This window comes from Cutibacterium acnes, from assembly GCF_003030305.1.
Taxonomy (GTDB): Bacteria; Actinomycetota; Actinomycetes; order Propionibacteriales; family Propionibacteriaceae; genus Cutibacterium; species Cutibacterium acnes.
Genome location: NZ_CP023676.1, coordinates 749,279 through 769,661 on the forward strand (window position 1 = coordinate 749,279; position 20,383 = coordinate 769,661).

18 protein-coding genes are annotated in these 20,383 nt (G+C 59.8%); 8 read left to right on the plus strand and 10 right to left on the minus strand.

Annotation, left to right across the window (positions count from 1 at the left end; translation table 11 throughout):
• Positions 1-165 precede the first annotated feature (165 nt).
• The gene (locus tag CPA42_RS03780; protein WP_002519161.1) at positions 166-474 is read left to right on the plus strand and encodes a hypothetical protein; all 309 of its coding nucleotides are present in this window, start codon (positions 166-168) and stop codon (positions 472-474) included.
• A 519-nt stretch (positions 475-993) separates the two neighbouring features.
• On the opposite strand, the gene lipA is transcribed toward CPA42_RS03780, so the two are convergent.
• From lipA to CPA42_RS03810, 6 genes are all read right to left on the minus strand, one after another.
• Complete coding sequence (gene lipA / locus CPA42_RS03785) at positions 994-1,986, minus strand: lipoyl synthase (RefSeq protein WP_002515263.1); 993 nt, start codon at positions 1,984-1,986, stop codon at positions 994-996.
• Positions 1,987-1,996: 10 nt separating this feature from the next.
• Positions 1,997-4,240, minus strand: coding sequence for a heavy metal translocating P-type ATPase (locus CPA42_RS03790; RefSeq protein ID WP_002519158.1), 2,244 nt, complete (start codon positions 4,238-4,240; stop codon positions 1,997-1,999).
• Entirely contained in the window at positions 4,237-6,180 is a 1,944-nt protein-coding gene (locus CPA42_RS03795; RefSeq protein WP_002519157.1) for a cytochrome c oxidase assembly protein, read from the minus strand. Before CPA42_RS03795 ends, CPA42_RS03790 begins: the two co-directional genes overlap by 4 nt.
• 49 nt (positions 6,181-6,229) lie before the next feature.
• Positions 6,230-7,048, minus strand: a complete 819-nt coding sequence (gene lipB / locus CPA42_RS03800) for a lipoyl(octanoyl) transferase LipB (protein WP_002515302.1) — start codon at positions 7,046-7,048, stop codon at positions 6,230-6,232.
• Between the two features lie 173 nt (positions 7,049-7,221).
• Entirely contained in the window at positions 7,222-8,955 is a 1,734-nt protein-coding gene (gene sucB / locus CPA42_RS03805; RefSeq protein WP_002515282.1) for a 2-oxoglutarate dehydrogenase, E2 component, dihydrolipoamide succinyltransferase, read from the minus strand.
• Positions 8,956-9,115: 160 nt separating this feature from the next.
• Positions 9,116-10,642, minus strand: coding sequence for a leucyl aminopeptidase (locus tag CPA42_RS03810; protein WP_002519154.1), 1,527 nt, complete (start codon positions 10,640-10,642; stop codon positions 9,116-9,118).
• 34 nt (positions 10,643-10,676) lie between these two features.
• On the opposite strand from CPA42_RS03810, the gene CPA42_RS03815 reads away from it, so the two are divergent.
• On the plus strand, positions 10,677-11,156 hold the full coding sequence (locus CPA42_RS03815) for a hypothetical protein (RefSeq protein WP_002519153.1): 480 nt from the start codon (positions 10,677-10,679) through the stop codon (positions 11,154-11,156).
• On the opposite strand, the gene CPA42_RS03820 is transcribed toward CPA42_RS03815, so the two are convergent.
• Complete coding sequence (locus tag CPA42_RS03820) at positions 11,126-11,344, minus strand: hypothetical protein (RefSeq protein WP_002515303.1); 219 nt, start codon at positions 11,342-11,344, stop codon at positions 11,126-11,128. The genes CPA42_RS03815 and CPA42_RS03820 overlap by 31 nt on opposite strands.
• Before the next feature lie 43 nt (positions 11,345-11,387).
• A complete protein-coding gene (locus tag CPA42_RS03825) occupies positions 11,388-12,143 on the minus strand; it encodes a DUF3043 domain-containing protein (RefSeq protein ID WP_002515295.1) in 756 nt (251 codons plus the stop codon).
• Between the two features lie 198 nt (positions 12,144-12,341).
• Between CPA42_RS03825 and CPA42_RS03830 the strand changes: the two genes are divergently transcribed.
• The 6 genes from CPA42_RS03830 to CPA42_RS03855 all read left to right on the plus strand — a co-directional run bounded on the left by CPA42_RS03830 (position 12,342) and on the right by CPA42_RS03855 (position 17,155).
• Positions 12,342-13,145: a PspA/IM30 family protein gene (locus CPA42_RS03830; protein ID WP_002515315.1), complete on the plus strand. Its 804-nt coding sequence runs from the start codon at positions 12,342-12,344 to the stop codon at positions 13,143-13,145.
• On the plus strand, positions 13,142-13,432 hold the full coding sequence (gene pspAA, locus CPA42_RS03835) for a PspA-associated protein PspAA (RefSeq protein ID WP_002515291.1): 291 nt from the start codon (positions 13,142-13,144) through the stop codon (positions 13,430-13,432). Before CPA42_RS03830 ends, pspAA begins: the two co-directional genes overlap by 4 nt.
• Before the next feature lie 170 nt (positions 13,433-13,602).
• A complete protein-coding gene (gene erpA / locus CPA42_RS03840; RefSeq protein WP_002515279.1) occupies positions 13,603-13,956 on the plus strand; it encodes an iron-sulfur cluster insertion protein ErpA in 354 nt (117 codons plus the stop codon).
• Positions 13,957-14,136: 180 nt separating this feature from the next.
• Positions 14,137-15,045 carry an aa3-type cytochrome oxidase subunit II gene (gene ctaC, locus CPA42_RS03845; protein ID WP_002515286.1) on the plus strand — a complete coding sequence of 303 codons (909 nt, stop codon included), beginning with the start codon at positions 14,137-14,139 and terminating at the stop codon, positions 15,043-15,045.
• Positions 15,042-16,760, plus strand: a complete 1,719-nt coding sequence (ctaD, locus tag CPA42_RS03850; protein WP_002515260.1) for an aa3-type cytochrome oxidase subunit I — start codon at positions 15,042-15,044, stop codon at positions 16,758-16,760. Before ctaC ends, ctaD begins: the two co-directional genes overlap by 4 nt.
• The gene (locus CPA42_RS03855; RefSeq protein WP_002515229.1) at positions 16,760-17,155 is read left to right on the plus strand and encodes a cytochrome c oxidase subunit 4; all 396 of its coding nucleotides are present in this window, start codon (positions 16,760-16,762) and stop codon (positions 17,153-17,155) included. The genes ctaD and CPA42_RS03855 overlap by 1 nt, the downstream gene beginning before the upstream one ends.
• 55 nt (positions 17,156-17,210) lie before the next feature.
• Here CPA42_RS03855 and CPA42_RS03860 read toward each other — a convergent pair whose 3' ends face one another.
• Complete coding sequence (locus tag CPA42_RS03860; RefSeq protein WP_002515224.1) at positions 17,211-19,649, minus strand: ABC transporter permease family protein; 2,439 nt, start codon at positions 19,647-19,649, stop codon at positions 17,211-17,213.
• Positions 19,646-20,320: an ABC transporter ATP-binding protein gene (locus tag CPA42_RS03865; protein ID WP_014604515.1), complete on the minus strand. Its 675-nt coding sequence runs from the start codon at positions 20,318-20,320 to the stop codon at positions 19,646-19,648. The genes CPA42_RS03860 and CPA42_RS03865 overlap by 4 nt, the downstream gene beginning before the upstream one ends.
• Positions 20,321-20,383 lie beyond the last annotated feature (63 nt).

The window sequence follows — 20,383 nt, forward strand, 5'->3', positions numbered from 1 at the left end:
GGTGTCGGATGCGTGTCCAGGTTAGCTTCATCATCACGTGTTTGCATGGCACTGAATCGGTCAAGTTGAGTCAATGAAACAGTTCATACGGCTATCGCTGATTGAGTCAATGTGGTTGATTGACGTTGGTTGGGATTTCAGTACGCATCTTCAATGTGAGGGCGTATGGGTTTGCTGGTTTGCATGGTGGTCATGCTGCTCCTGATGGAGAGTGGTTCGATCAAAGTGTTTGCTGCGGGTGCGCTTCTAGGCCTATGGCTGGGGTGTATGCGGATGGTGGAGTCGGAGTCCGTTAAGGAGCGGAAAGCCGGGGCCCGTGTTCGGTTGTGGGTAAAAAGAGGGAATGATTGGGTCGGGGTTGGGTATCAGGATGTGCATGTATTCCAAGGTGGTGGGCGTGGAAAAGGGCAGGTGTGTCAGTATAATGCTATGGAAATAAGAAAACTATTTTTCGTGGCCAAGTTGATGTTTTAAAGGAATGATTGACACTCTCGAGCGGGTCAATTCACCTGATGAGCCGCTGCCGTGCTCTCCGTGGTGATGGTATATGCAGGCCTACGACGGAATCAGTAAGGAGGTTTATGGGAGAATTCATAGCTGTCGTCGTCACTGTTCATCTCCACTCTGATGATGTTGGTTGCGTCGATGATATCGACGAATTGAGAATACTTCTCAATTCCACTGAGGCTCATGGGTGCCTTCCTTGATGTGGCTGTCCTGGTCAAGAGGGAACGTTGGATGTCCGGGATCGTTGACAGTGATGTATCTGTGTCGGATACGGTCGTCCTGCGGCTCGACTCACATCGACAACCGCACACCCGAGCGGGACCTGCGTAGTAGACGATGTCCGCCGTGACCGGAAGAGTTCTGCGATGACGTGTTCCCGGCGATATTGAAGCGTTGGCTATTCGATGTTGTGTCTTTTTGATGCAGGGGCGGCCCCACCTCATGCGAGCCGTTCGACGTGCGTCCCAGCTCTAGGAGGTCGCACCGTCACTCCTTGGCCGCGAATGGTGCAGGTTTCGCACCGTCGCGGTACCCGGTGACGATCGTCACCGGACGCTCGCCGCGAGCTTCCATAGCCTGCCGATAGAGGCGGCCAGCCCGGTAGGAGGATCGCACAAGCGGTCCGCTCATCACACCGACAAATCCAATCTCGCGGGCCTCTTCGGCTAACTCATCGAACTCCTGAGGCGTCACCCAACGGTCGATGGGGTGTAGGTAGGAGTTCGGGCGCAGGTACTGGGTGATCGTCAGCAGGTCGGTGTTGGCGTCATGGAGTGCCCGCATGGCCTGTGAGATTTCTTCACGGGTTTCGCCCATGCCAAGAATGAGATTTGACTTGGTGATCAGACCGGCCTCATGTGCAGAGTCCAGGACGGCCAAAGAACGGTCGTAGCGGAATCCGGGTCGAATGCGCTTGAAGATGCGGGGGACTGTCTCAAGGTTGTGACCGAAGACCTCCGGGCGCGCTTCGAAGACGATGTCGAGCAGGTCCTGTTTGCCGGAAAAATCTTGGGCCAACATCTCGACGCCGACGCCGGGAGTTACCTGGTGGATTTGACGAATCGTCTCGGCGCATAACCAGGCACCCTCGTCCTCGAGGTCGTCTCGGCATACCGACGTCACGGTAGCGTAGCGCAGCCCCATCTGCTTGACGGACTCTGCGACGCGACGCGGCTCGTCTTTGTCGTAGCCTTCCGGCTTGGCCGACTCGATCTGACAGAAGTCACAACGGCGGGTGCAGTGGTCGCCGCCGATGAGGAAAGTGGCCTCGCGATCCTCCCAACACTCGAAAATATTGGGGCAGCCAGCCTCTTGACACACGGTGTGCAGATCTCCGTCGATCATCCGGCGACGCATGTCGCGGTACTCCGGACCCATTGTGGCCCGAGTCTTGATCCAGTGGGGTTTGTTCTCGATGGGCGTCTGAGAATTCTTGACCTCGACTCGGAGGAGCTTCCTACCGTCTGCTTCGACACTCACGCCGGCCAGTTTAACTGCGCGTGCCGAAGTTGCGAAGTCTCAGGGAATGGGTGACGACGAAGAGGCTCGAAAGGCTCATGGCAAGCCCAGATATCAGCGGGTTCAGGAAACCGGCGGCCGCGATCGGGATCGCTGCAATGTTGTAGATGAAAGCCCATGCAAGGTTGCCGCGGATGGTCCTTAGAGTGCGTCTCGACAACCCAATGGCGTCCGGGACGACCCCGAGATGGTGGCGTACGCAGATGATGTCGGCGCTGCGCATCGCGATATCAGTGCCGGTGACCAGCGCCATGCCAAGATCGGAGCTTGCCAAGGCAGCGGCGTCGTTGATGCCGTCGCCTACCATGGCTACCACGCGGCTTTCAGAGCGAAGTCTCTCAACGACCCCGGCTTTGTCGGTGGGTAGGACCTCGGCCAGGACCTCGTCGGTGCCAAGTTGTGTTCCGACGGCTTCTGCGGCGGCTTTCGAATCACCAGTGAGGAGAACTGTTCGTAGCCCCATATCTTTGAGCTGGGCGATGACTTCCGAGGCCTCGGGTTTGACGGTGTCGGCGACGACAAGGGCAGCTGCGGCCTGACCGTCGATCGCTACCAGAACGGCGGAACGGCCTGTTTCGGCTGCTTTCTCAACGGTGTGGCTCAGCTCGGCGGGAATCTTGATCTCTGCCTCCGTGAGAAAGGCAGGGTTGCCAACCATGACACGATGCCCCTCAACCTCGCCACTGGCGCCTCGTCCAGCGAGGGTGCGCGGGCTGGGGCACGCTGGAATGGTGCCTTTGACAGCTGCTACCACAGCTTTGGCCACCGGGTGGGTGGAGTGTTGGTCCAGGGCGGCGGCGTAACGGTGGGCGCGATCGACGTCCTGCCCGTTGGCAGGGAGCGTCGCGACGAGAGTCATCTCCCCGCTGGTGGCAGTACCAGTTTTATCAAAGACCACGGTATCAATGCGACCGGACGCCTCCAGAGCTTCTGGCCCCTTAATGAGGATGCCCAGCTGACCACCTCGGCCAACCCCAACCATGAGGGCAGTCGGCGTCGCTAAACCCAGGGCGCACGGGCAGGCTATGACAAGCACCGAGAGGCCTGCCGAGAGGGCATGCCGGGTTCCTGCCCCGGCGATCCACCAACCGAAGAAGGTCAAGACGACGATGGCAAGAACAGCTGGCACAAAGATCTCGACGACCTTGTCCACCAGACGCTGGACGTTGGCTTTGCGAGCTTGGGCCTCCTCGGCTAACACCGCCATGCGGGCGAGCTGACTGTGGTCACCGACTCCGGTAGCTCTGGCCACGATCCGCCCGGTAAGGTTCATCGTTCCGCCGAGCACCGCTGACCCTACAGTTACGTCGGCGGGCATCGGTTCGCCGGTCATCATCGACGTATCGATACTGGAAGACCCCTCGATAACCTCCCCATCGGCGGCCAAAGTCTCTCCGGCCAAGGTAATGAAGAGGTCACTCTGGTGTAGCTGCTCAACGGGAACGACGGTCTCGATTCCGTTACGCAACACCCGCGCATTCTTGGCAGCCAGCTGCCTCAAAGCTGTTAGCACAGACCGTGCCGACCTCTTGGCGCGGGCTTCAAAGTAGCGTCCGGCTAGCAGAAAACAGGTCACCCCGGCGGCGACGTCAAGGTAAAGGGTGTCAGCCCCCGCCGGGGTGATGCCGTAGCCCAGCCAATACCTCTCGTGGTCCTGAGCTCCAATGAGGATGGAGATGAACGACCATCCGAAAGAGGATAAAACCCCTAGTGAAACTAGGGTATCCATGGAGGTCACACCGTGGCGCAAATTCGTCCATGTTGCCTTGTGGAATGGCCACGCTGACCAGAAAACCACCGGCAGGGAGAGGGAGACGAGTAGCCAGTCCCACGCGGGGAAACGTAATTGTGGTTCCAAAGCTAAGACCAGGCCGATGTCCATGAGGGGCAAGGTCAGGAGCACGGCCACAATGAGGCGGCGCCTTAACATGGTGATGCGGCGCTCTGCCTCGGCTGCTAGATCGATGTCGGAGAGCAGGGCTGCGGTGTAGCCGGCATCCTTGACAGCGGCTATCGCATCCTTGACGCCCATGCCAGTTACCGTCGCCCGCTCAGAGGCGAAATTGACACTCGCGTGCACCCCGTCAATGCGGGACAGCCTTTTCTCGATCGTTGTGGCGCACGCAGCGCAGGTCATCCCGCTGATTTGCAACTGCACCGGCGGATGTAGGACGGTTTGCTCCTCGTCAGGGGGACTCATTGCGGCCGTGCTCATGACTTGGTCCCTGGATCGTGCGGCTTGATCTCCTGACCAGCCATTCGGGCGAGCATGTCGTTGTAGGCGGCCAGGGACTCATCAAGGCCGGCGTCCTCAGAAGCATCGACCCGCCGCTGGTCGCGACAGTCCGAGATGAACCACTGCACGCACAGCGCGATGAGGACCAGCGCCATCGGGATCTCGCCGGTGGCCCAGGTGATCTGGCCACCGAGGTTCTGGTCGTCATGCAGATTGGGAACCCACGGAATAGATAGTGCCTCGTAAAAATCCTTGCCGATGATCTGGTGGGCATTCATCGTGATGACGGCGAAGAACGAGTGGAAAGGCATTGCAGTAATAACGAACCCCAATCGGCCGATGTGGGGCAGTGACACTGGTAGATCGTCCAAGCCAATGACGTATTCAAACAGCATGAACCCGGCCATGAGGAAATGCAGCAGCATCCACTGGTGTCCCCAATGGTAGCGCATGAGGTAGTCGAATATCGGGGTGAAATAGACGACGTAGAAGCTGGCAATAAAGACGATCCATGCGGCGAAGGGGCCGAATAGGATCTTTGTGGGACGCCATTCCAGCGTCGCCATGAGGCAGTCATGGGGTCCGTTGAAACCATCGTTGATCTGGTCTCCGGAACGCAATACCCGTCTTAGGAGGGTGATTGGCGCTCCCAGCACCAGTAGGGCCGGAACCAGCATGTTGAAGGTCATATGAACGAGCATGTGCCAGCTGAACTGCATTGAGGAGTATTCCCACAGCCCGGTGCTGGCAAGATATATCACCACGACCCAAGCCCCGATCCATGAGCCTATACGTGCCCCAGACCAGGCTTCGCCACGACGCTTGAGGGTCCTAACAGCGACGTAATAGCCAACAATTCCGAGGACTGACAGAGTCCAGAAACCGATGTTGGGACGGCCGGGAGCCAGCAGGATGGCGGCTGTGGGTGCCGGTGGTAGTTCATAACCGAGGTAATTGACAGCCGGGGTTTGACCAATGAGGTAGCGCGGTGGTATGAGCTGATTTGATGCTCCCGTCACAATCAGCACGATCGCCACCATCGTCACCCCGAGCCAGCTCAGCATCCTGGTACGTGGCAGCCAGGTGATGACGACCCAGATAGCTGTAGCGACGAGCACGATGATGCGGGCCACGCCCCATCGGTCAGAGCCCCAGGAACGCTCAGCCTGACCTTGCCAGGTGACAATAATGCCTCCAGCAAGGGCTACGGCGGCGCCGATGCGTTGCTTCCAGATAAGACGGTTGGTGAGGGCAGGGCGCGGGCCGTCAAGGACCTCGACCAGAACGCAAGCAGCGGCGACTGTCATGCCGATGGTGGCCAGAGCTCCGGAGTCGGTGGCGAAATCGTGGTTAAGGCCCACCGAAATTGCCCCGGTGACGGGAACCGGCAATGCGGCCAGGACCGTCATTAAGCTTGCCACTACGAGGCCGCCGAGATGGGTGCTCAGTAGAGCAAGCAGGCCGACCAGCAGCCCCAAGACTGCGACGACGAGCCAAGCCGCTACAGATGGGGTTGAGGTGATGTAGGTCGGGAGATCGAGGAACGCCTGCTCGACGGTCAAACCGGCGGAATCAGCGGATTCCAGGGGGATCATGAGCAGGGCCAGTGCAACCCACATCTGTGCGGCTAACCATGCCCGGCGTCCGCGGGTGCGGGTGGAATCGACGACATCCCGATGCGGCGAGCACAAGGTGGCGCGAACAAGCTCTGTTAGCGTCCACACCAGGGCTGTCCAAAACAGGGTTTCGACGACGGCATGCAGGACGCTAGTGAGGGTGTCTGGATTCTCCCTGCCCAGCAGACGAGGTTCCAGGGGACGGAGTCGTCCAATCACCGCGGCGACGATGGCCATGGCGACACCTGTGGCCGCTAACAGCGGTCCAGTGGTGCGGGCGTGGCTGGGATACGTCACCGACATCTCCTTTGGGGCAGGGTAGAGGGAACTGTAGCCGAGGGAACGGACAGGATCATGACATGGGATGCAGGAACGCCGGGTGCTCCCGACGCGGAATGTCTGGGCTCATCTCATACGGCTGAAACGACATCATCTCAGTGAGGATGGGCTCGAGGTTGCCAGCCACCTCTAGCAGAGAGGGGACCTCGGCGTCGGGGCCGTACAGACGTCTTAGTTCGCGTGCCATGCTGGTCACGTCGGCGTCGGAGATGCCGCACGGAATAATGTTGTCGAAGCCAGCAGTGTCGGGGTCGATGTTGAGGGCGAAACCGTGCATCGCTGTCTGTCGAGACACGCGGATGCCGATGGCGCACACTTTTCGCTCGGGTCCCATTCCATCGGACGGGAACCACACTCCGGTTCGTCCAGGGACGCGCCCGGCACGCAATCCGTATTGGGAAACGAGCCGGATAACGGCTTCCTCTACTCGGCGCACATAATCGACAACGCCGATACCGCGCTGCAAGAAGACAATCGGGTAGCCGACAAGCTGACCAGGGCCATGCCAGGTGATTTCACCGCCCCGGTCCACCGGAACGACCGGGGTGCCGTCGAAAGGATAAGCCTCCTTGCGGGTGCGTCGTCCGGCTGTGTAGACGGGATCATGTTCGACGTAAATGACTGTGTTGGGGCGCTGGTGGGCGGACACCTCAGCGTGCACCTCGCGCTGATGCGCCCAGCACTCGTTGTATTCAGTGCGGGTGGGACGGCTATCTGCAATCCCCAGGTACTCGAAGTGTAGTCCGGCGGGATGATCAACCCAGCCGCGGGGCTTCACCCCGTCAACTATCTGTGGAGTGTGGGGCTGAGATGTGGGAGGGTCCTGTTGCATCACATCTTGCGATCATAGTGTCGGCCATGCAATGAGGTGACGTAGCGGCCGAGTCCGAGCAGCATTCGCAAGGGGCGGGCATAAATGGCGAGGCGGTGGGATCGATCCCACCGCCTCGGGCTTGCCCTGGGTATTCAGTTTCCCGGGCTCGCGTTCTTCTTAGTCTCCAAAGGTCAGAACTCTCCGGCGAAGTCGCCCTCCTCCAGACGAGCCTTGATGCCCGATAGGAAGCGAGCCGCCACAGCGCCGTCAATGAGCCGGTGATCGTAGGACAGCGAGAGGTACATCATGTCGCGGACTGCGATGGTATCCTCGCCGAACTCGTTGGTGACGACGACCGGGCGCTTAACCAGAGCACCGGTGCCGAGGATGGCGACCTCGGGCTGGTTGACGATCGGGGTGTCGAAGAGGGCTCCAGCCGAGCCATAGTTGGTGATGGTGAAGGTGCCGCCGGACAGCTCGTCAGGGGTCACCTTGTTGTCGCGGGTGCGGGCAGCGAGATCGCCAATCTGGTGGGCCAGCCCAGCGATATTGAGATCACCAGCGTTCTTGATGACCGGAACCAGCAGCCCGCGCGGGGTATCAACGGCGATGCCGATGTTCTCAGAAGAACCGTAGGTAATCGTCCCCGCCTCGGTGTCGATATTTGCGTTGAAGGTCGGATTGGCCTTGAGGGCTTCAACGACGGCCTTGGTAATGAAAGGCAAGTAGGACAGACCGACTCCCTCGCGGGCCTTGAAAGCAGCCTTCTCAGCGTTGCGGATGCGGGAGATAGCGGTCATGTCCACCTCGACGGTGGCCGTCAACTGAGCCGAGATCTGCAGGGACTCAACCATCCGCGAGGCGATGACCTTGCGTAGACGGCTCATCTTCTCGGTGGTGCCGCGCAGAGCGGCAGCTTCCGGAGAGACTTCCTGGGAGGCTTTACGGGCTGAACCAGCCGGTTTCGGAGCAGCCGGGGCAGGGGCGGCAGCCGGTGCCTGAGGAGCTGAGGGAGCTTCTCCAGACTTACCGGCTGCAGCTAGTACGTCTTGCTTGCGAATACGACCCCCGACACCAGTTCCGGTGATCGTCGACAGGTCGACGTTGTTCTCCCGGGCGAGCTTGCGGACTAGCGGGGTGACGTAGACGTCCGACGACGGATTGGTGGCGCGTGGGGCGACCTCATTGGTCCCGGCGGGTTTGGGAGCCTCGGCGGGCTTCGGCGCGGCCGGCGCCGGTGCCTCCTCGGCCTCGCTCTTCACCGGCTCAGGTTTGGCCTTTTCCGCGGGCTCAGCCGTCGGCTTAGCAGGCGCAGGGGCCGACTCGACAGCAGAGGGGTCGCCGATGATGGCTAGGACGGCGCCGACCTCGGCGTCTTCGTCTTCGGGGACCTTGATCTCAAGTAGGGTGCCGGAGGCGGGGGAGGGGACTTCGGTATCGACCTTGTCGGTGGACACCTCAAGTAAGGGTTCGTCGGCCTCGACGGTGTCTCCGACAGCCTTGAGCCAGCGGGACACGGTGCCTTCGGTGACGGACTCGCCCAGAGCCGGCAGGGTGACCTCAACTCCCTGAGCGGAACCACCGGAAGGAGCCGGCTTCCGCTCGGCAGCCGGCTCAGGTTCGGGCTGCGGTTCGGCAGCTTCATTATTGCCACTGGGGGCCTCAGCAGGCGCAGAGCCCGACTCGGAGGGGTCGCCGATGATGGCTAGGACGGCGCCGACTTCGGCGTCTTCGTCTTCGGGGACCTTGATCTCAAGTAGGGTGCCGGAGGCGGGGGAGGGGACTTCGGTATCGACCTTGTCGGTGGACACCTCAAGTAAGGGTTCGTCGGCCTCGACGGTGTCTCCGACAGCCTTGAGCCAGCGGGACACGGTGCCTTCGGTGACGGACTCGCCCAGTGCAGGAAGAGTGACTTCGGTCGACATGTGTTGGAGCTCCTTTGCAAGCCGCGACGGATTCGTGGCAAGCCTAGCTTGACTGTGGCCAAATGTGCAGTTGGTCCCATTTTTGGATTCAGAAAATGTCATCCGAATACGGCAAGGGGCAAGGGTCTATAACCCCTGCCCCCAGTGGTGATATTTATGATCAGCCAGCCATATGTGCGGCGAGCTGGACCAGAGTGCGCACTCCGAACCCGGTTCCTTGAATCGGGGTGTAGTCATGGGCCGAGGCCTCGTTGTACGCCGGGCCGGCGATGTCGAGATGGGCCCAGTCGATGCCTGGGGTCACGAAACGTTGCAGAAAAGCTGCAGCGAGCATCGCGCCGCCTTCGCGAGCGCCGGAGGACTTGACGTCGGCAATGTCAGAATGCAGGCCTTCGCGAACCTCGTCGGTAATCGGAAGCTCCCAGAAGTCCTCGCCGGCAGCCTCGGAAGCGTCCAGCAAGGTGTCTGCTGCCTGGGCCCCCGAGGTCATGACACCTGCGGTGTGGTTACCGAGAGCGACCATGCAGGCGCCGGTCAGGGTGGAAATGTCGACGATGAAGTCAGGGTTGTCCTCACACGCGCGGGCCAGGCCGTCGGCCATCACGATGCGTCCCTCGGCGTCGGAGTTGCCATTCTCGACTGTTGTCCCGTCGTACATAGTGACGACGTCAGAGGGGCGCCACCCTGATCCAGACGGCATATTCTCTGCCAAACACCCGTAAGCAACCACGCGAACGTTGAGCCCGAGGCGGGCAATCGCGCCGATAGCGGCGAGTACCGCAGCAGCACCGCCCATATCGCACTTCATGGTGTACATATTGGCAGCAGTCTTGATATTGAGGCCGCCAGAGTCGAAGGTAATGCCCTTGCCCACTAGAGCCAGCGTGGTGGTGGATCCTTCCGGGGCGTATTCCACGCGGACCAGACGTGGGGAGTGAGCTGAGCCTCCACCTACCGCGAGGATGCCGCCGAAGCCACCACGCCCCAGGGCTTTCTCGTCGAGCACGTCGACGGTGACGTCCGAGAGGTTGTTGCACCAGGATTGCACCGAGGCGGCGAAAGTCTTCGGGTAGAGCAAGTTGGCTGGAGCGTCCACCCAGTCGCGGGCGGTGTAGACGGCATCAGCAAGGATACGGGCTTTGTTGAGCTCGGGCTTAGCGCCACGGGCATTGGACACTATCGTGACGGTCGAGATCTCGGGCTCATTCGAGGTTGCGGTAATGGTCGGCACCTTGTAGCAGCCGAGTAAGGCCCCCTCGGCGGCGATTCGAACCTGCTCGGCCGAGACTGTCCCCATGTCAACGGCTACTTTGAGGCTGCTGCCGTGTGATAAGTCAGCGGCGGCACGAGCGCCCGAACCGGCAGCCTTGCGCAGGGACTCACCATCGAATCCCTCAGCTCCGCAGCCAACCAGAACGAGGCTGTTTCCAAACCATGGCAGCACCACGGTGGAACCAATTTTGGTAGATCCGCCGGCCCGAATGGCCACTTCGACGAGCGGGGCGCCGAAGGTCTCTTCAGCTTCTTTGACAGCGCGCGGTGCCAGCCCCTGGACGGTGGGGCCTTGGGAACCCTCGACCAGACCGGCAATCACGACGTCGGCGCCGTTGGCATTTCGCGACACCTTGAGGTCGGGACGCGGGCGGATGGGCAGCTGGGTGCTGTTGGCCACGAGGATTCCTCTCATTCGGTGGAAGGTTCCATTCGGTAGATAATTCGGGATGGGCCCGGTCATTCCCCGGGGCGACACCTCGTCGATCAGCCTAGTCGAGGGATGTCAAGTGCGTGGCGGCGCGGTCGTAATGAGTCGCCAGTATGGTGAGTTTGTGGGCTCTACAACGTCGGCACAGCACAGCGCACCGTTAGGCCGTGCGAGTCATCCCAAGCTTCGGTTGGTTCTCGACGTCGTTGTTGCTGCGGCCGGGGTTGCCTTGCTGGTGTGGGGAATTATGGTGATGGCCTCGCCCACAGTCTCTTGTCGAGGTGTCGAGATGCATCCGGGAGACACCTGTCACAAGGCCACGTACACGGCAACTCATACCGACACCGTGCAGACGTACGAGCAACGGCGTCGTTCTATAGCCCAGTCCCGTCCGACTGTTATTGGGCTGGGGATCGCCTTGACAGCTTTTGGCGCGGTGATGACTTGGCAGACCGTGAGGGTCCGCGATCACCCTTCCGACAGTTCCATCGGGCCGTAGACGACATCGTCGTCTTCCATAAGGGTGACTTCGTCGATTCCAGCATCTTGTAGCTCGGGCCAAGTTTCAGAGAGCCATGCTTCGGCCTCCTCCTGGGACTCGAACTGTTGCCCGGCTCCGAGCTCACCGAGGTGTTCGGAGCCTTTGACGGTGATGCGGGACTGTTTAAAAAGCCACGAGTAACTCATACCTATAAGACAATCATGTCTGCCACGTCTGCGTCCCACAAAGTTATGAGTCAATTCTTTCGCCACGCTCGACGCGCGGTGCCGGGTTGCGCCAGCGACGCACCGTCATAGCGCGATTGTTGAGGTAGGACCACAGTCCACGCAGGGGAGCGCTGGGGTAACGGGCTCGGATCCCCTTCTTCGCCCCGTGCCACAGGCGCCAGGAATCAATGAGCCACAAGATCATCACGATCAGCATGCCCAGGGACATGGCATTGATGGCGCCCACGGCGGTTGGAGCGATGAAGAGCATGGCCAACCAGATCACCATGACGGCCAGGAAGATCGGCATAATGAATTCGCTGAAAGTCCAACGCGAGTCAATGTAATCGCGCAGGTAGCCCCGCTCTGGGCGTCGCTCGGCCGCTTCCATAGCCGCGGCCTGGCGCTCACGCTTGGCCAGGCGCTCGCGCTTGCGGGCCTCCTTCTTGCTCAGCGTCGGATTGAGACGGTGACGACGTGCAGCCTCGGCTTCGGCGCGGGTTGGCGTCGGCCCCTTCTTTGCGGTGTGCCGGGATACGGTCTTCGGCTGTGCAACAGGCGCCTTATGGTCAGCCGTTTGGGGCTTCTTAGTGGCGTGATCCCCCTTACTAGCCCGTTGTTTTCTGCCGGTTGACGAGGTCTTCGGAGCGCGTCTGGGAGCTGTGGTAGCCGAGGAAGAGGAGGACTCAGTACTGGATCCCGGCCCTGCCTCGACGGTCTCCTCCGTCGGTCCGGTCTTCTTGCTGGTTCCCTGCTCGTAGGGGCGGAACAGTCCCACGATCCATCCTTTTATGTGTCGTCCTCGCGCGCCCGGTGGCTTGTTCCAGCTGGCGCAACCCTGTCTGGGCTGAGAAGATTGTACGGGTATTGCTGTTGCCGATGTTGCGCAGTCCCGTACCCTAATGATCAGGCAACCGCAACGCTGACGACTTCCCGGAGTCCTCAAGCACCGAAGGGGAAGGATTCGACTCCACCTATGGCTGGTATATTTGCACGACTTTCGACGGTTTTCCGCTCTAAGGCGAACAAGGCCCTCGACAAGGTCGAGGATCCGCGCGAGACCCTCGACTATTCCTACCAGCGTCAGCTCGATATGCTGCAGAAGGTGCGCAGAGGCGTCGCCGACGTCGCCACGAGCCGTAAGCGCGTCGAGCTGCAGATGAATCAATTACAGACCGATGTCGACAAGATGCAGAACGCTGCCAGTCGGGCACTCGAGCAGGGTCGTGAGGATCTCGCCCGTGAGGCGTTGACCCGTAAGGCAACTCTGCAGGCCCAGCTCAATGATCTGCAGACCCAGCATGCCACCCTGCAGGCTGAGGAAGAGAAACTCATCCGCGGGTCGCAGCGCCTCCAGGCTCGAGTGGATGCCTTCCGCACCAAGAAAGAGACCATCAAAGCTACCTACTCCGCAGCTGAAGCCCAGACCCGCATCAACGAGGCCTTCACAGGTCTTAATGAGGAGATGGGCGACATCGGCATGGCGATCACCCGCGCCGAGGACAAGACGATGGAACTGCAGGCTCGTGCTGGAGCCATGGACGAACTCATTGCCAGTGGTGCTATTGAGGATCCCACTCGCAGCTACGGCGACGACATCACCCGGGAGCTCGACAGTCTGGCCAACGACCATGCCATCGATGCTGAGCTGTCGGCTTTGAAGGCTCAGCTGGGGACAGGGCGTGATGGTTCCGCCCCGGAGCTCGAGTCCGGCGCCGAAAACGGAACGGACCCGCATACGGGATCGCGATCTGTGCGACGTCAGGAGGATCAGTCATGATCATTCGCATTGTTGGTGAAGGCCAGTGGCAGGTGCCCGACACCGAAATGGGTCATCTCAATCGCATCGATGCCCGCGTCGAGCACGCTATCGGGACAACCTCGCAAAATGAGCTCACCGAAGCCTTAACTGAGCTGGTGACGACGGTGCGGACTGTTGGTACTCCGATTGCTGACGACAACATCATCGACTCGGACCTTATCGTTCCTGACGTTTCTGCGACGATCGAGGAAGTCTCAGTCTGGCTGTCGGAGAACCCGGCCGGCGACGGTCTTATACCCGGTTGATCCCCTGGATGCCCTTGTTCCGCTGCGCGCTGAACCGGTACCGTTCGGTGTGGACGGCGTGCTGCGGATACAGTGGATATTGCGACGGGACGACACACCCGCCCGATCCATCAAGATCGACCACCCGGGTCATCTCCCGGGATCGTCCATCACACGTTCTTGGAGCCCATATGACCGACGCCCTTACCCCTCCCGCCACTGACGGAATCATCCTTACCGACGCGGCTGCCGCGAAGGTGAAGTCGCTGCTCGATCAAGAGGGTCGTGACGACCTCGCGTTGCGTCTGGCTGTGCAGCCTGGCGGTTGCTCGGGGCTGCGGTATCAGCTGTTCTTCGACGAGCGTCACCTCGAGGGCGACGTTGTAAAGACCTACGGCGGGGTCGATGTGGTCACTGACCGTATGAGCGCTCCATACCTAGCTGGCGCCACGATTGACTTCATGGACACCATCGAAAAGCAGGGGTTCACTATCGACAACCCTAACGCGACTAGCACCTGCGCTTGTGGGGACTCTTTCCACTGAGCTGGTTCTGAGGATCGGGAACTCTTCCCGAGCAGGCTCGTTGGAGTCATTAAGGCGTTTCGTCAGTCCTACTGGGCGGACGAAGCGCCTTATTTTCGCTATTGTTCAATGTGACGGACACAACAGTTACCTGTTCCCATCGTCGGGTCGGGGGCGGGCTTGCAATGGGGAGGGTGAACCGTGGGACGCAGAGTCAGCTGGCGACACGACCTTGACCGGAACGTGCCCCGAAGTGGCAGGCGTGCTGCCGGAAAAGTCGGCGGCGTCTGTGCCGCAGCGATAGCGGTGGTGCCCCTCAGCGGCTGCGGCAGTACTGGCCCCGGGCGCGCAGCTCGTCTCGGTCTTGTCGATCCGGCGTCCGATCGCGCCGTGCACATGGGCAATATGTGGATTGGCGCCTGGGTTGCGGCGCTTGTCATCGGCGTATTCGTATGGGGGCTCATCGGATTTGCCGCTTTCAAGTTCCGTCGTAAGGACGGTGACCCGGCGATTCCGCGCCAGTCTCGGTATCACCTTCCGCTTGAAGTGCTCTACACCATCGTTCCTTTCCTTGTGATCGGCGTGCTGTTCTTCTATACCGTTCGTACCGAGAACAAGGTGCTCGACAAGAACCCTGACCCTCAACATGTCGTTAATGTTGTCGGCCAGAAGTGGTCGTGGACTTTTAACTATATGGAGGCCAACAATCCTGACGCCGGTGGTGTTGTCACCCATGAGGTTGGCACTATCGAGAAGATTCCGAATCTGTACCTTCCGGTGAGCCAGTCAGTGCGCTTCCGCCTCAAGTCCGCTGATGTTATCCACTCGTTCTGGGTGCCGGCCTTCTACTTCAAGATGGACGTCATTCCGGGCCATCCTAACCAGTTTGACCTCACTCCGACGAGGATCGGTGTTTACGACGGTAAGTGCGCCGAGCTGTGTGGTACCTATCACGCAAATATGATCTTCAAGGTGCACGTGGTGTCGGTCGAGGACTACAACAAGCACCTTCAGCAGCTCAAAGCTCAGGGCGACACCGGTGAGATCAAGCCTGCGAACTCGGTTGCTGCCCTCACCACCACCGAATCAAATGAGGGGGAGAAGAAGTGACCAGCGCATCCATTGCTCAGCGGACCGCACCTCCTGCCATTACTCGCCAGGAGCGTCGCAAGGCCAGCTTTGGTGCCCTCGTTTGGGATTACATGACGACCACCGACCATAAGAAAATCGGCCGGCTGTACTTTGGTACGTCGCTGTTTTTCTTCGTCTTTGGCGGCATCCTTGCCCTGCTTATTCGCGCCGAGTTGGCATATCCAGGTATGCAGTTTATGCACCAGGAGACCTTCAACCAGCTCTTCACGATGCACGGCACGATCATGCTGCTGATGTTTGCCACCCCGCTGTTTTCCGGGTTCGCGAACTTCTTCATGCCGCTTCAGATCGGTGCCCCGGATGTCGCGTTCCCGCGTATTAACCAGTTTGCGTACTGGCTGTACCTTTTCGGCTCCCTGATGGCCTGTAGCGGCTTCCTCACCCCTGGTGGTGCTGCCAGCTTTGGTTGGTTCGCCTACGCGCCGCTATCGGACGCCATCAACTCACCGGGAGTCGGCGGGGACCTGTGGGTGATGGGCCTGTACCTCCTTGGCTTGTCGTCCATCCTCGGTGCTGTCAACTTTGTGACGACGATCATTCTCATGCGTACCCCCGGCATGACGATGTTCCGGATGCCGATTTTCTCCTGGAATATCCTCATCACCTCGATCATGGTGCTGGTCGTCTTCCCAGTCCTGTCGGCTGGTCTGCTCGTTCTCGAGGCTGATCGGGCTCTGGGAGCCCATATCTTCGACGCTGCGAATGGTGGCCCGATCCTGTGGCAGCACCTCTTCTGGTTCTTCGGGCACCCGGAGGTGTACGTCATCGCCTTGCCGTTCTTTGGCATCATCACTGAGGTGCTGCCAGTGTTCAGTCGCAAGCCGGTGTTTGGCTATGTCGGCCTGGTATTCGCGACCCTGGCTATCGGTGGTCTGTCGGTGTCTGTGTGGGCCCACCACATGTTCGTGACTGGCGCGGTCTCCCTGCCGTTCTTCTCCTTCATGACCTTCACGATCGCTGTTCCGACTGGTGTGAAGTTTTTCAACTGGATTGGCACCATGTGGGGTGGCTCGTTGAGCTTTGACACGCCGATGCTCTTTGCTATCGGCTTCTTGACGACCTTCCTGTTCGGCGGTCTCACTGGTGTCATGCTCGCTAGCCCGCCGATGGACTTCAACGTGTCTGACACCTACTTCGTGGTAGCCCATTTCCACTATGTGCTGTTCGGCACAGTGGTCTTCGCGATGTTCGCCGGGTTCTACTATTGGTGGCCGAAGATCACTGGGCACATGCTTAACGAGACCTGGGGCAAGATCCATTTCTGGACTTTGTTCGTCGGTTTCCACACCACCTTCCTTGTCCAGCACTGGCTTGGTGTCGAGGGTATGCAGCGTCGTATTGCCGATTACGGTGCCTGGGAAGGCTTTACCTTGCTCAACCAGGTGTCGACCTTTGGCGCCTTCTTGCTGGCCATCTCGATGCTGCCGTTTGCGTGGAACGTCTGGATTACCCGTCACGATCCGAACATCGAAGTCGATGACCCGTGGGGCTGGGGCCGTACTCTTGAGTGGGCTACTTCGTGCCCGCCTCCTACCCATAACTTCACGAAGATGATCCGCGTGCGCTCCACCTCACCGGCCTTCGACATCAATCATCCGGAGGCTGCTTTGGCTCCCGAGGCCGGGGAAGCTAATCCGCGTGAACTCGTGCACTCCGGTAAGGAGGATGCCTGATGAAACCGGAACGTTGGGTCTTCGGCGGGCTCGGCCTGTTCTATTGCGTCATGACCCCGGTGTACTGGTTCTCGGCCCATGAAGTGGCCGGCACCTGGGTACTCGGGCTGTCAGCGGCGATGGCTCTGATGGTGTTTTTCTACGTCCAGGTCATTGCGAAGAAGATCAATCCCCGTCCCTCCGACGAGAAGGACGCCGAGGTTGTCGATGGTGCCGGACCGGTCGGCTTCTTCCCACCACAGAGTATCTGGCCGTTCTGGTGTGCGCTTGTTGTCGCCATCATGTGCCTCGGCCCGATCTTCGGTTGGTGGATCTCTCTGCTCGGGCTGGGCATTGGGATTTGGGCTGCCTCGGGTTGGGCTTTTGAGTACTACCGCGGGGATTACGCTCACTGACGTATCGACCATCGCCGCCACGGATCAGACCGCGGCGGCGATGTCCGTGGTTGGGCTAGATCAGGGCATCGGCGGTACGCTCTCGTGCCCTGATCGCGCGGAGTCCTGCTAAAGGGGACAACACAATCAGTAGTCCAAGCCCGGCACACCACAGGATGACCCAATCTTTCGGCACCCATAATGTGAAGGACTCAGACAGGCTTTGCCCGACCACGACCGGAACGATGGCCAGGACGCTCGCGATGACGGAGCACAATCCGACCAGAAGCATGCTCTCGAGGATAGGGATCATTGCCCCCAGTCGTTTCGGGAGTCCTATGGCGAGTAGCTGCCGGCTCTGATTTCGTGCAATGTGTCCCAATGACGCGGAAACGCTGGCGGTGATACCCGCTGCGATGATGACGAGGGTGAGGCACACCGTCCACCAAGAGAACGGCATCTGAGGAGGTTCCGGTTCCACGTGGTAGGTGAGTAGCTGTGGATCGAGGCCTTGGCGGTGGACATAGTTGACGGCTTGAGTGATGTCGCTTTTCTGGACCCCCGTATATACCCACTGGTGTGGTATCGATTGGGCACGGATTCGTTCTAGGGTCGCTTTCACAATGACGCCGCCATAGATGTATGCCCATGTCGGGTTGACCTCGACCCGGCTGGATGGGATTGCGGCCTGGCGGCCATCGTCTAGGGCGAGGATTGTCTTTGCTGGGCCATCTGAAAATGACAGCATGAAACTGTTATTGAGATGTGCTCGCTCCTCGGCCGTGAGCTTCATATTCAATACTCGTTCGGCGTCTTCCGGGGATGATACGACCATGACGGCCCGCGCGGTTCCGGAGTGATGGTTCGACGTGATCTCGCCACTGAGCATGTCGACCTTGACGGCACGCTTCATGCCGGTCGCAGCCTGCACGCTTCGGGGAAGGTCCTTTGGTACAGGGTTGCTATCTGGCGATTGCAGGATCAAGGTGTTCGGTGGGGCCATGCTCAGCGCCGCCGTTGACTGCTGGTATGAGGTCATGATGACGTTGACACTGGCAGGGATCACCAGGCATAGACACAACGCTGACCCCATGATCCGAATTCGTGCATCGTTGAAGTGCAGCGTCTTGACGGCCAGCAGACCAGCGGGTGTTGGAAGCTTGACGACCGAGATGATTCCGGAAATGAGATCGGGCATGAGGAGGACGGCTCCGGATGAGACGAAGATGGCACCACGCATGACGTCGTCGAGTTGGGTCCGGTTTTGGAGTGCGAGTAGTCCGCCGATAATGAGAAGGACACCAGCCACTCGCCTGACCCACCGTAGCGTTGTTGCCGCCCGGGCATGGTGCGGTGTTGTCCTGTTTCGCCCACCAGCCCGCGGGCCGGTCAGTGGAATGGCCGCGATACTCATGGCGACAGTGAGTGCCAGGAGTGTCATGGCTAATGGGGCGATCGACACCGGTGGGCTGATGGGTTGTGTGAGTAGGTGAGGCACCAGGAATCTGCGAAGGGCCATTCCGAGTATCCAACCTCCACATACACCTACCGACCATGCCGCCAGACAGATGGCGAGGACCGAGCCGAGTGCGGACGCGAGCGTTGCCGATAGCGGGATCCCCAGTTTCAGCATTGATTGCCGCTGTGCGCGGATGGATGTGGCGATCCTAGCCATCACGGTGAGTTGGACGGCACCTGTGAGCAAAAGGCAAGGGCTCATCACGAGATAAGGGCTTCGAGAGGCCAACGATGCCTGGGGGCTTGCGGAGATCTTTGCTCCATCACGGCTGGATGTGACAAGTGAGTCAGTCGGAGTCCCGTACAGCGTGCTGAATAAGGGTATGGCGGTGCTGAGCGGCAGACCATCCCAGACGTATTCCACGATGGGCGACAGTGACGGGTATCCTTTGGATGCTGCGGCAGACATGGATTTCCAACCGCTCGCGGCGCCGATGGCCACCAAAGCGTCTGTGGCGTAGGCATCGTGAAATGTCCCCACGACCCGCAATCGTGAGGTGTCGGAGAAGACGTGGATGCGACTGGGGTCGTGGAGACGTGCGGCCAAAGGCTCGGACAGGGCAACTTCTCCCGGACTGGAGGGCCAATGGCCAGCGGTCAGGTGATATCGCGATGCGGGTGAGCCCGAGGCCCATTCCATGTATTGAATTCGATCGTGGAAACCTGTCGACAATCCGGTGGTACGAAGGCCGTCAATTTGGAAGCTGGAACCAGTGGTGATGACGGATATGTTCCGTGCCCCTGATTTTCTCAGTCGATCGATTACCGTGCCCTGGGCAGGGTGCAGAGTTGTTTGTGCCTGGCTGATGGTGATGGATGCGTCATGACCATCCAGGTAACTAATTCTTTTCTGTGAACCAGTGAGGGCGAAGGATGACAGCGTCAGGTACAGGGCGATGAAGCAAGCAATCACCACTGCGAATGGACATGACAAATTGATGCGGTGCTTGTTTCGCGTCCAGATGTGGAATGTCTGGGCCGTTAGTCTTCTGTTCATGCGACGATTTGCCCGTCCAGGAGGGTGGTGACGGAGTCGCAGTGCTTCATGGCGAGTGGATCGTGTGTGGCCACGATGACGCACATCTGGTTGTCGTGTGCGAGGTCTCCCAGCAGCTCGAAGAGCCCTTCGGACGTCGTGGAGTCGAGCGCCCCAGTTGGCTCGTCGGCAAGGAGGATGTGTTGCCCGCTGGCCAGTGCCCGCGCAACCCCGACGCGTTGCCGTTGGCCACCCGAGACCTCGCCGGGGTGGCGTCTGCCCAATGACTCGATTCCTAGTTTTCGCATGGCTTCGTGGGCGATTTCAGTGGCATCGGACTTCGATGTGCCCTGCGCCCACAGGGGTAGCGCAATATTCTCGGTATTGGTCAACTCAGCGATGAGGTTGTCGTCCTGGAAGATGACGGCGATGTGGCGTAATCGAAATTGGGCTCTGCTCGCCTCGCTCTGATCAGATACGGTGACGCCTTCTGCGTAGACGGACCCCGAATCTGGGGTATCCAGACCAGCTAGGAGATTGATGAGGGTGCTTTTTCCTGATCCGCTTTCTCCCATGAGAAGGTGCACTCCAGAATGGGTGAAAGATACGCTGACGTTGTTGATCGCATGGACTCGGGTACTGCCTGATATGAACGTTTTGGACAGCGATTCCCCGCTGACTGTGGGATTCATATGATTCTTGCCTTTGTGTGATGAGGCGGGACGGCGCGCGTGCTGGTAGCTACGCACGCCGCC

Excerpts from the sequence above, each read along its gene's own strand:
- CPA42_RS03780 (WP_002519161.1), top strand. The coding sequence starts at position 166 with ATGGGTTTGCTGGTTTGCATGGTGGTCATGCTGCTCCTGATGGAGAGT.
- CPA42_RS03790 (WP_002519158.1), bottom strand. The coding sequence starts at position 4,240 with ATGAGCACGGCCGCAATGAGTCCCCCTGACGAGGAGCAAACCGTCCTA.
- CPA42_RS03795 (WP_002519157.1), bottom strand. The coding sequence starts at position 6,180 with ATGTCGGTGACGTATCCCAGCCACGCCCGCACCACTGGACCGCTGTTA.
- lipB (WP_002515302.1), bottom strand. The coding sequence starts at position 7,048 with ATGCAACAGGACCCTCCCACATCTCAGCCCCACACTCCACAGATAGTT.
- sucB (WP_002515282.1), bottom strand. The coding sequence starts at position 8,955 with ATGTCGACCGAAGTCACTCTTCCTGCACTGGGCGAGTCCGTCACCGAA.
- CPA42_RS03810 (WP_002519154.1), bottom strand. The coding sequence starts at position 10,642 with ATGAGAGGAATCCTCGTGGCCAACAGCACCCAGCTGCCCATCCGCCCG.
- CPA42_RS03815 (WP_002519153.1), top strand. The coding sequence starts at position 10,677 with ATGGGCCCGGTCATTCCCCGGGGCGACACCTCGTCGATCAGCCTAGTC.
- CPA42_RS03820 (WP_002515303.1), bottom strand. The coding sequence starts at position 11,344 with ATGAGTTACTCGTGGCTTTTTAAACAGTCCCGCATCACCGTCAAAGGC.
- CPA42_RS03830 (WP_002515315.1), top strand. The coding sequence starts at position 12,342 with ATGGCTGGTATATTTGCACGACTTTCGACGGTTTTCCGCTCTAAGGCG.
- pspAA (WP_002515291.1), top strand. The coding sequence starts at position 13,142 with ATGATCATTCGCATTGTTGGTGAAGGCCAGTGGCAGGTGCCCGACACC.
- erpA (WP_002515279.1), top strand. The coding sequence starts at position 13,603 with ATGACCGACGCCCTTACCCCTCCCGCCACTGACGGAATCATCCTTACC.
- CPA42_RS03855 (WP_002515229.1), top strand. The coding sequence starts at position 16,760 with ATGAAACCGGAACGTTGGGTCTTCGGCGGGCTCGGCCTGTTCTATTGC.
- CPA42_RS03860 (WP_002515224.1), bottom strand. The coding sequence starts at position 19,649 with ATGAACAGAAGACTAACGGCCCAGACATTCCACATCTGGACGCGAAAC.
- CPA42_RS03865 (WP_014604515.1), bottom strand. The coding sequence starts at position 20,320 with ATGAATCCCACAGTCAGCGGGGAATCGCTGTCCAAAACGTTCATATCA.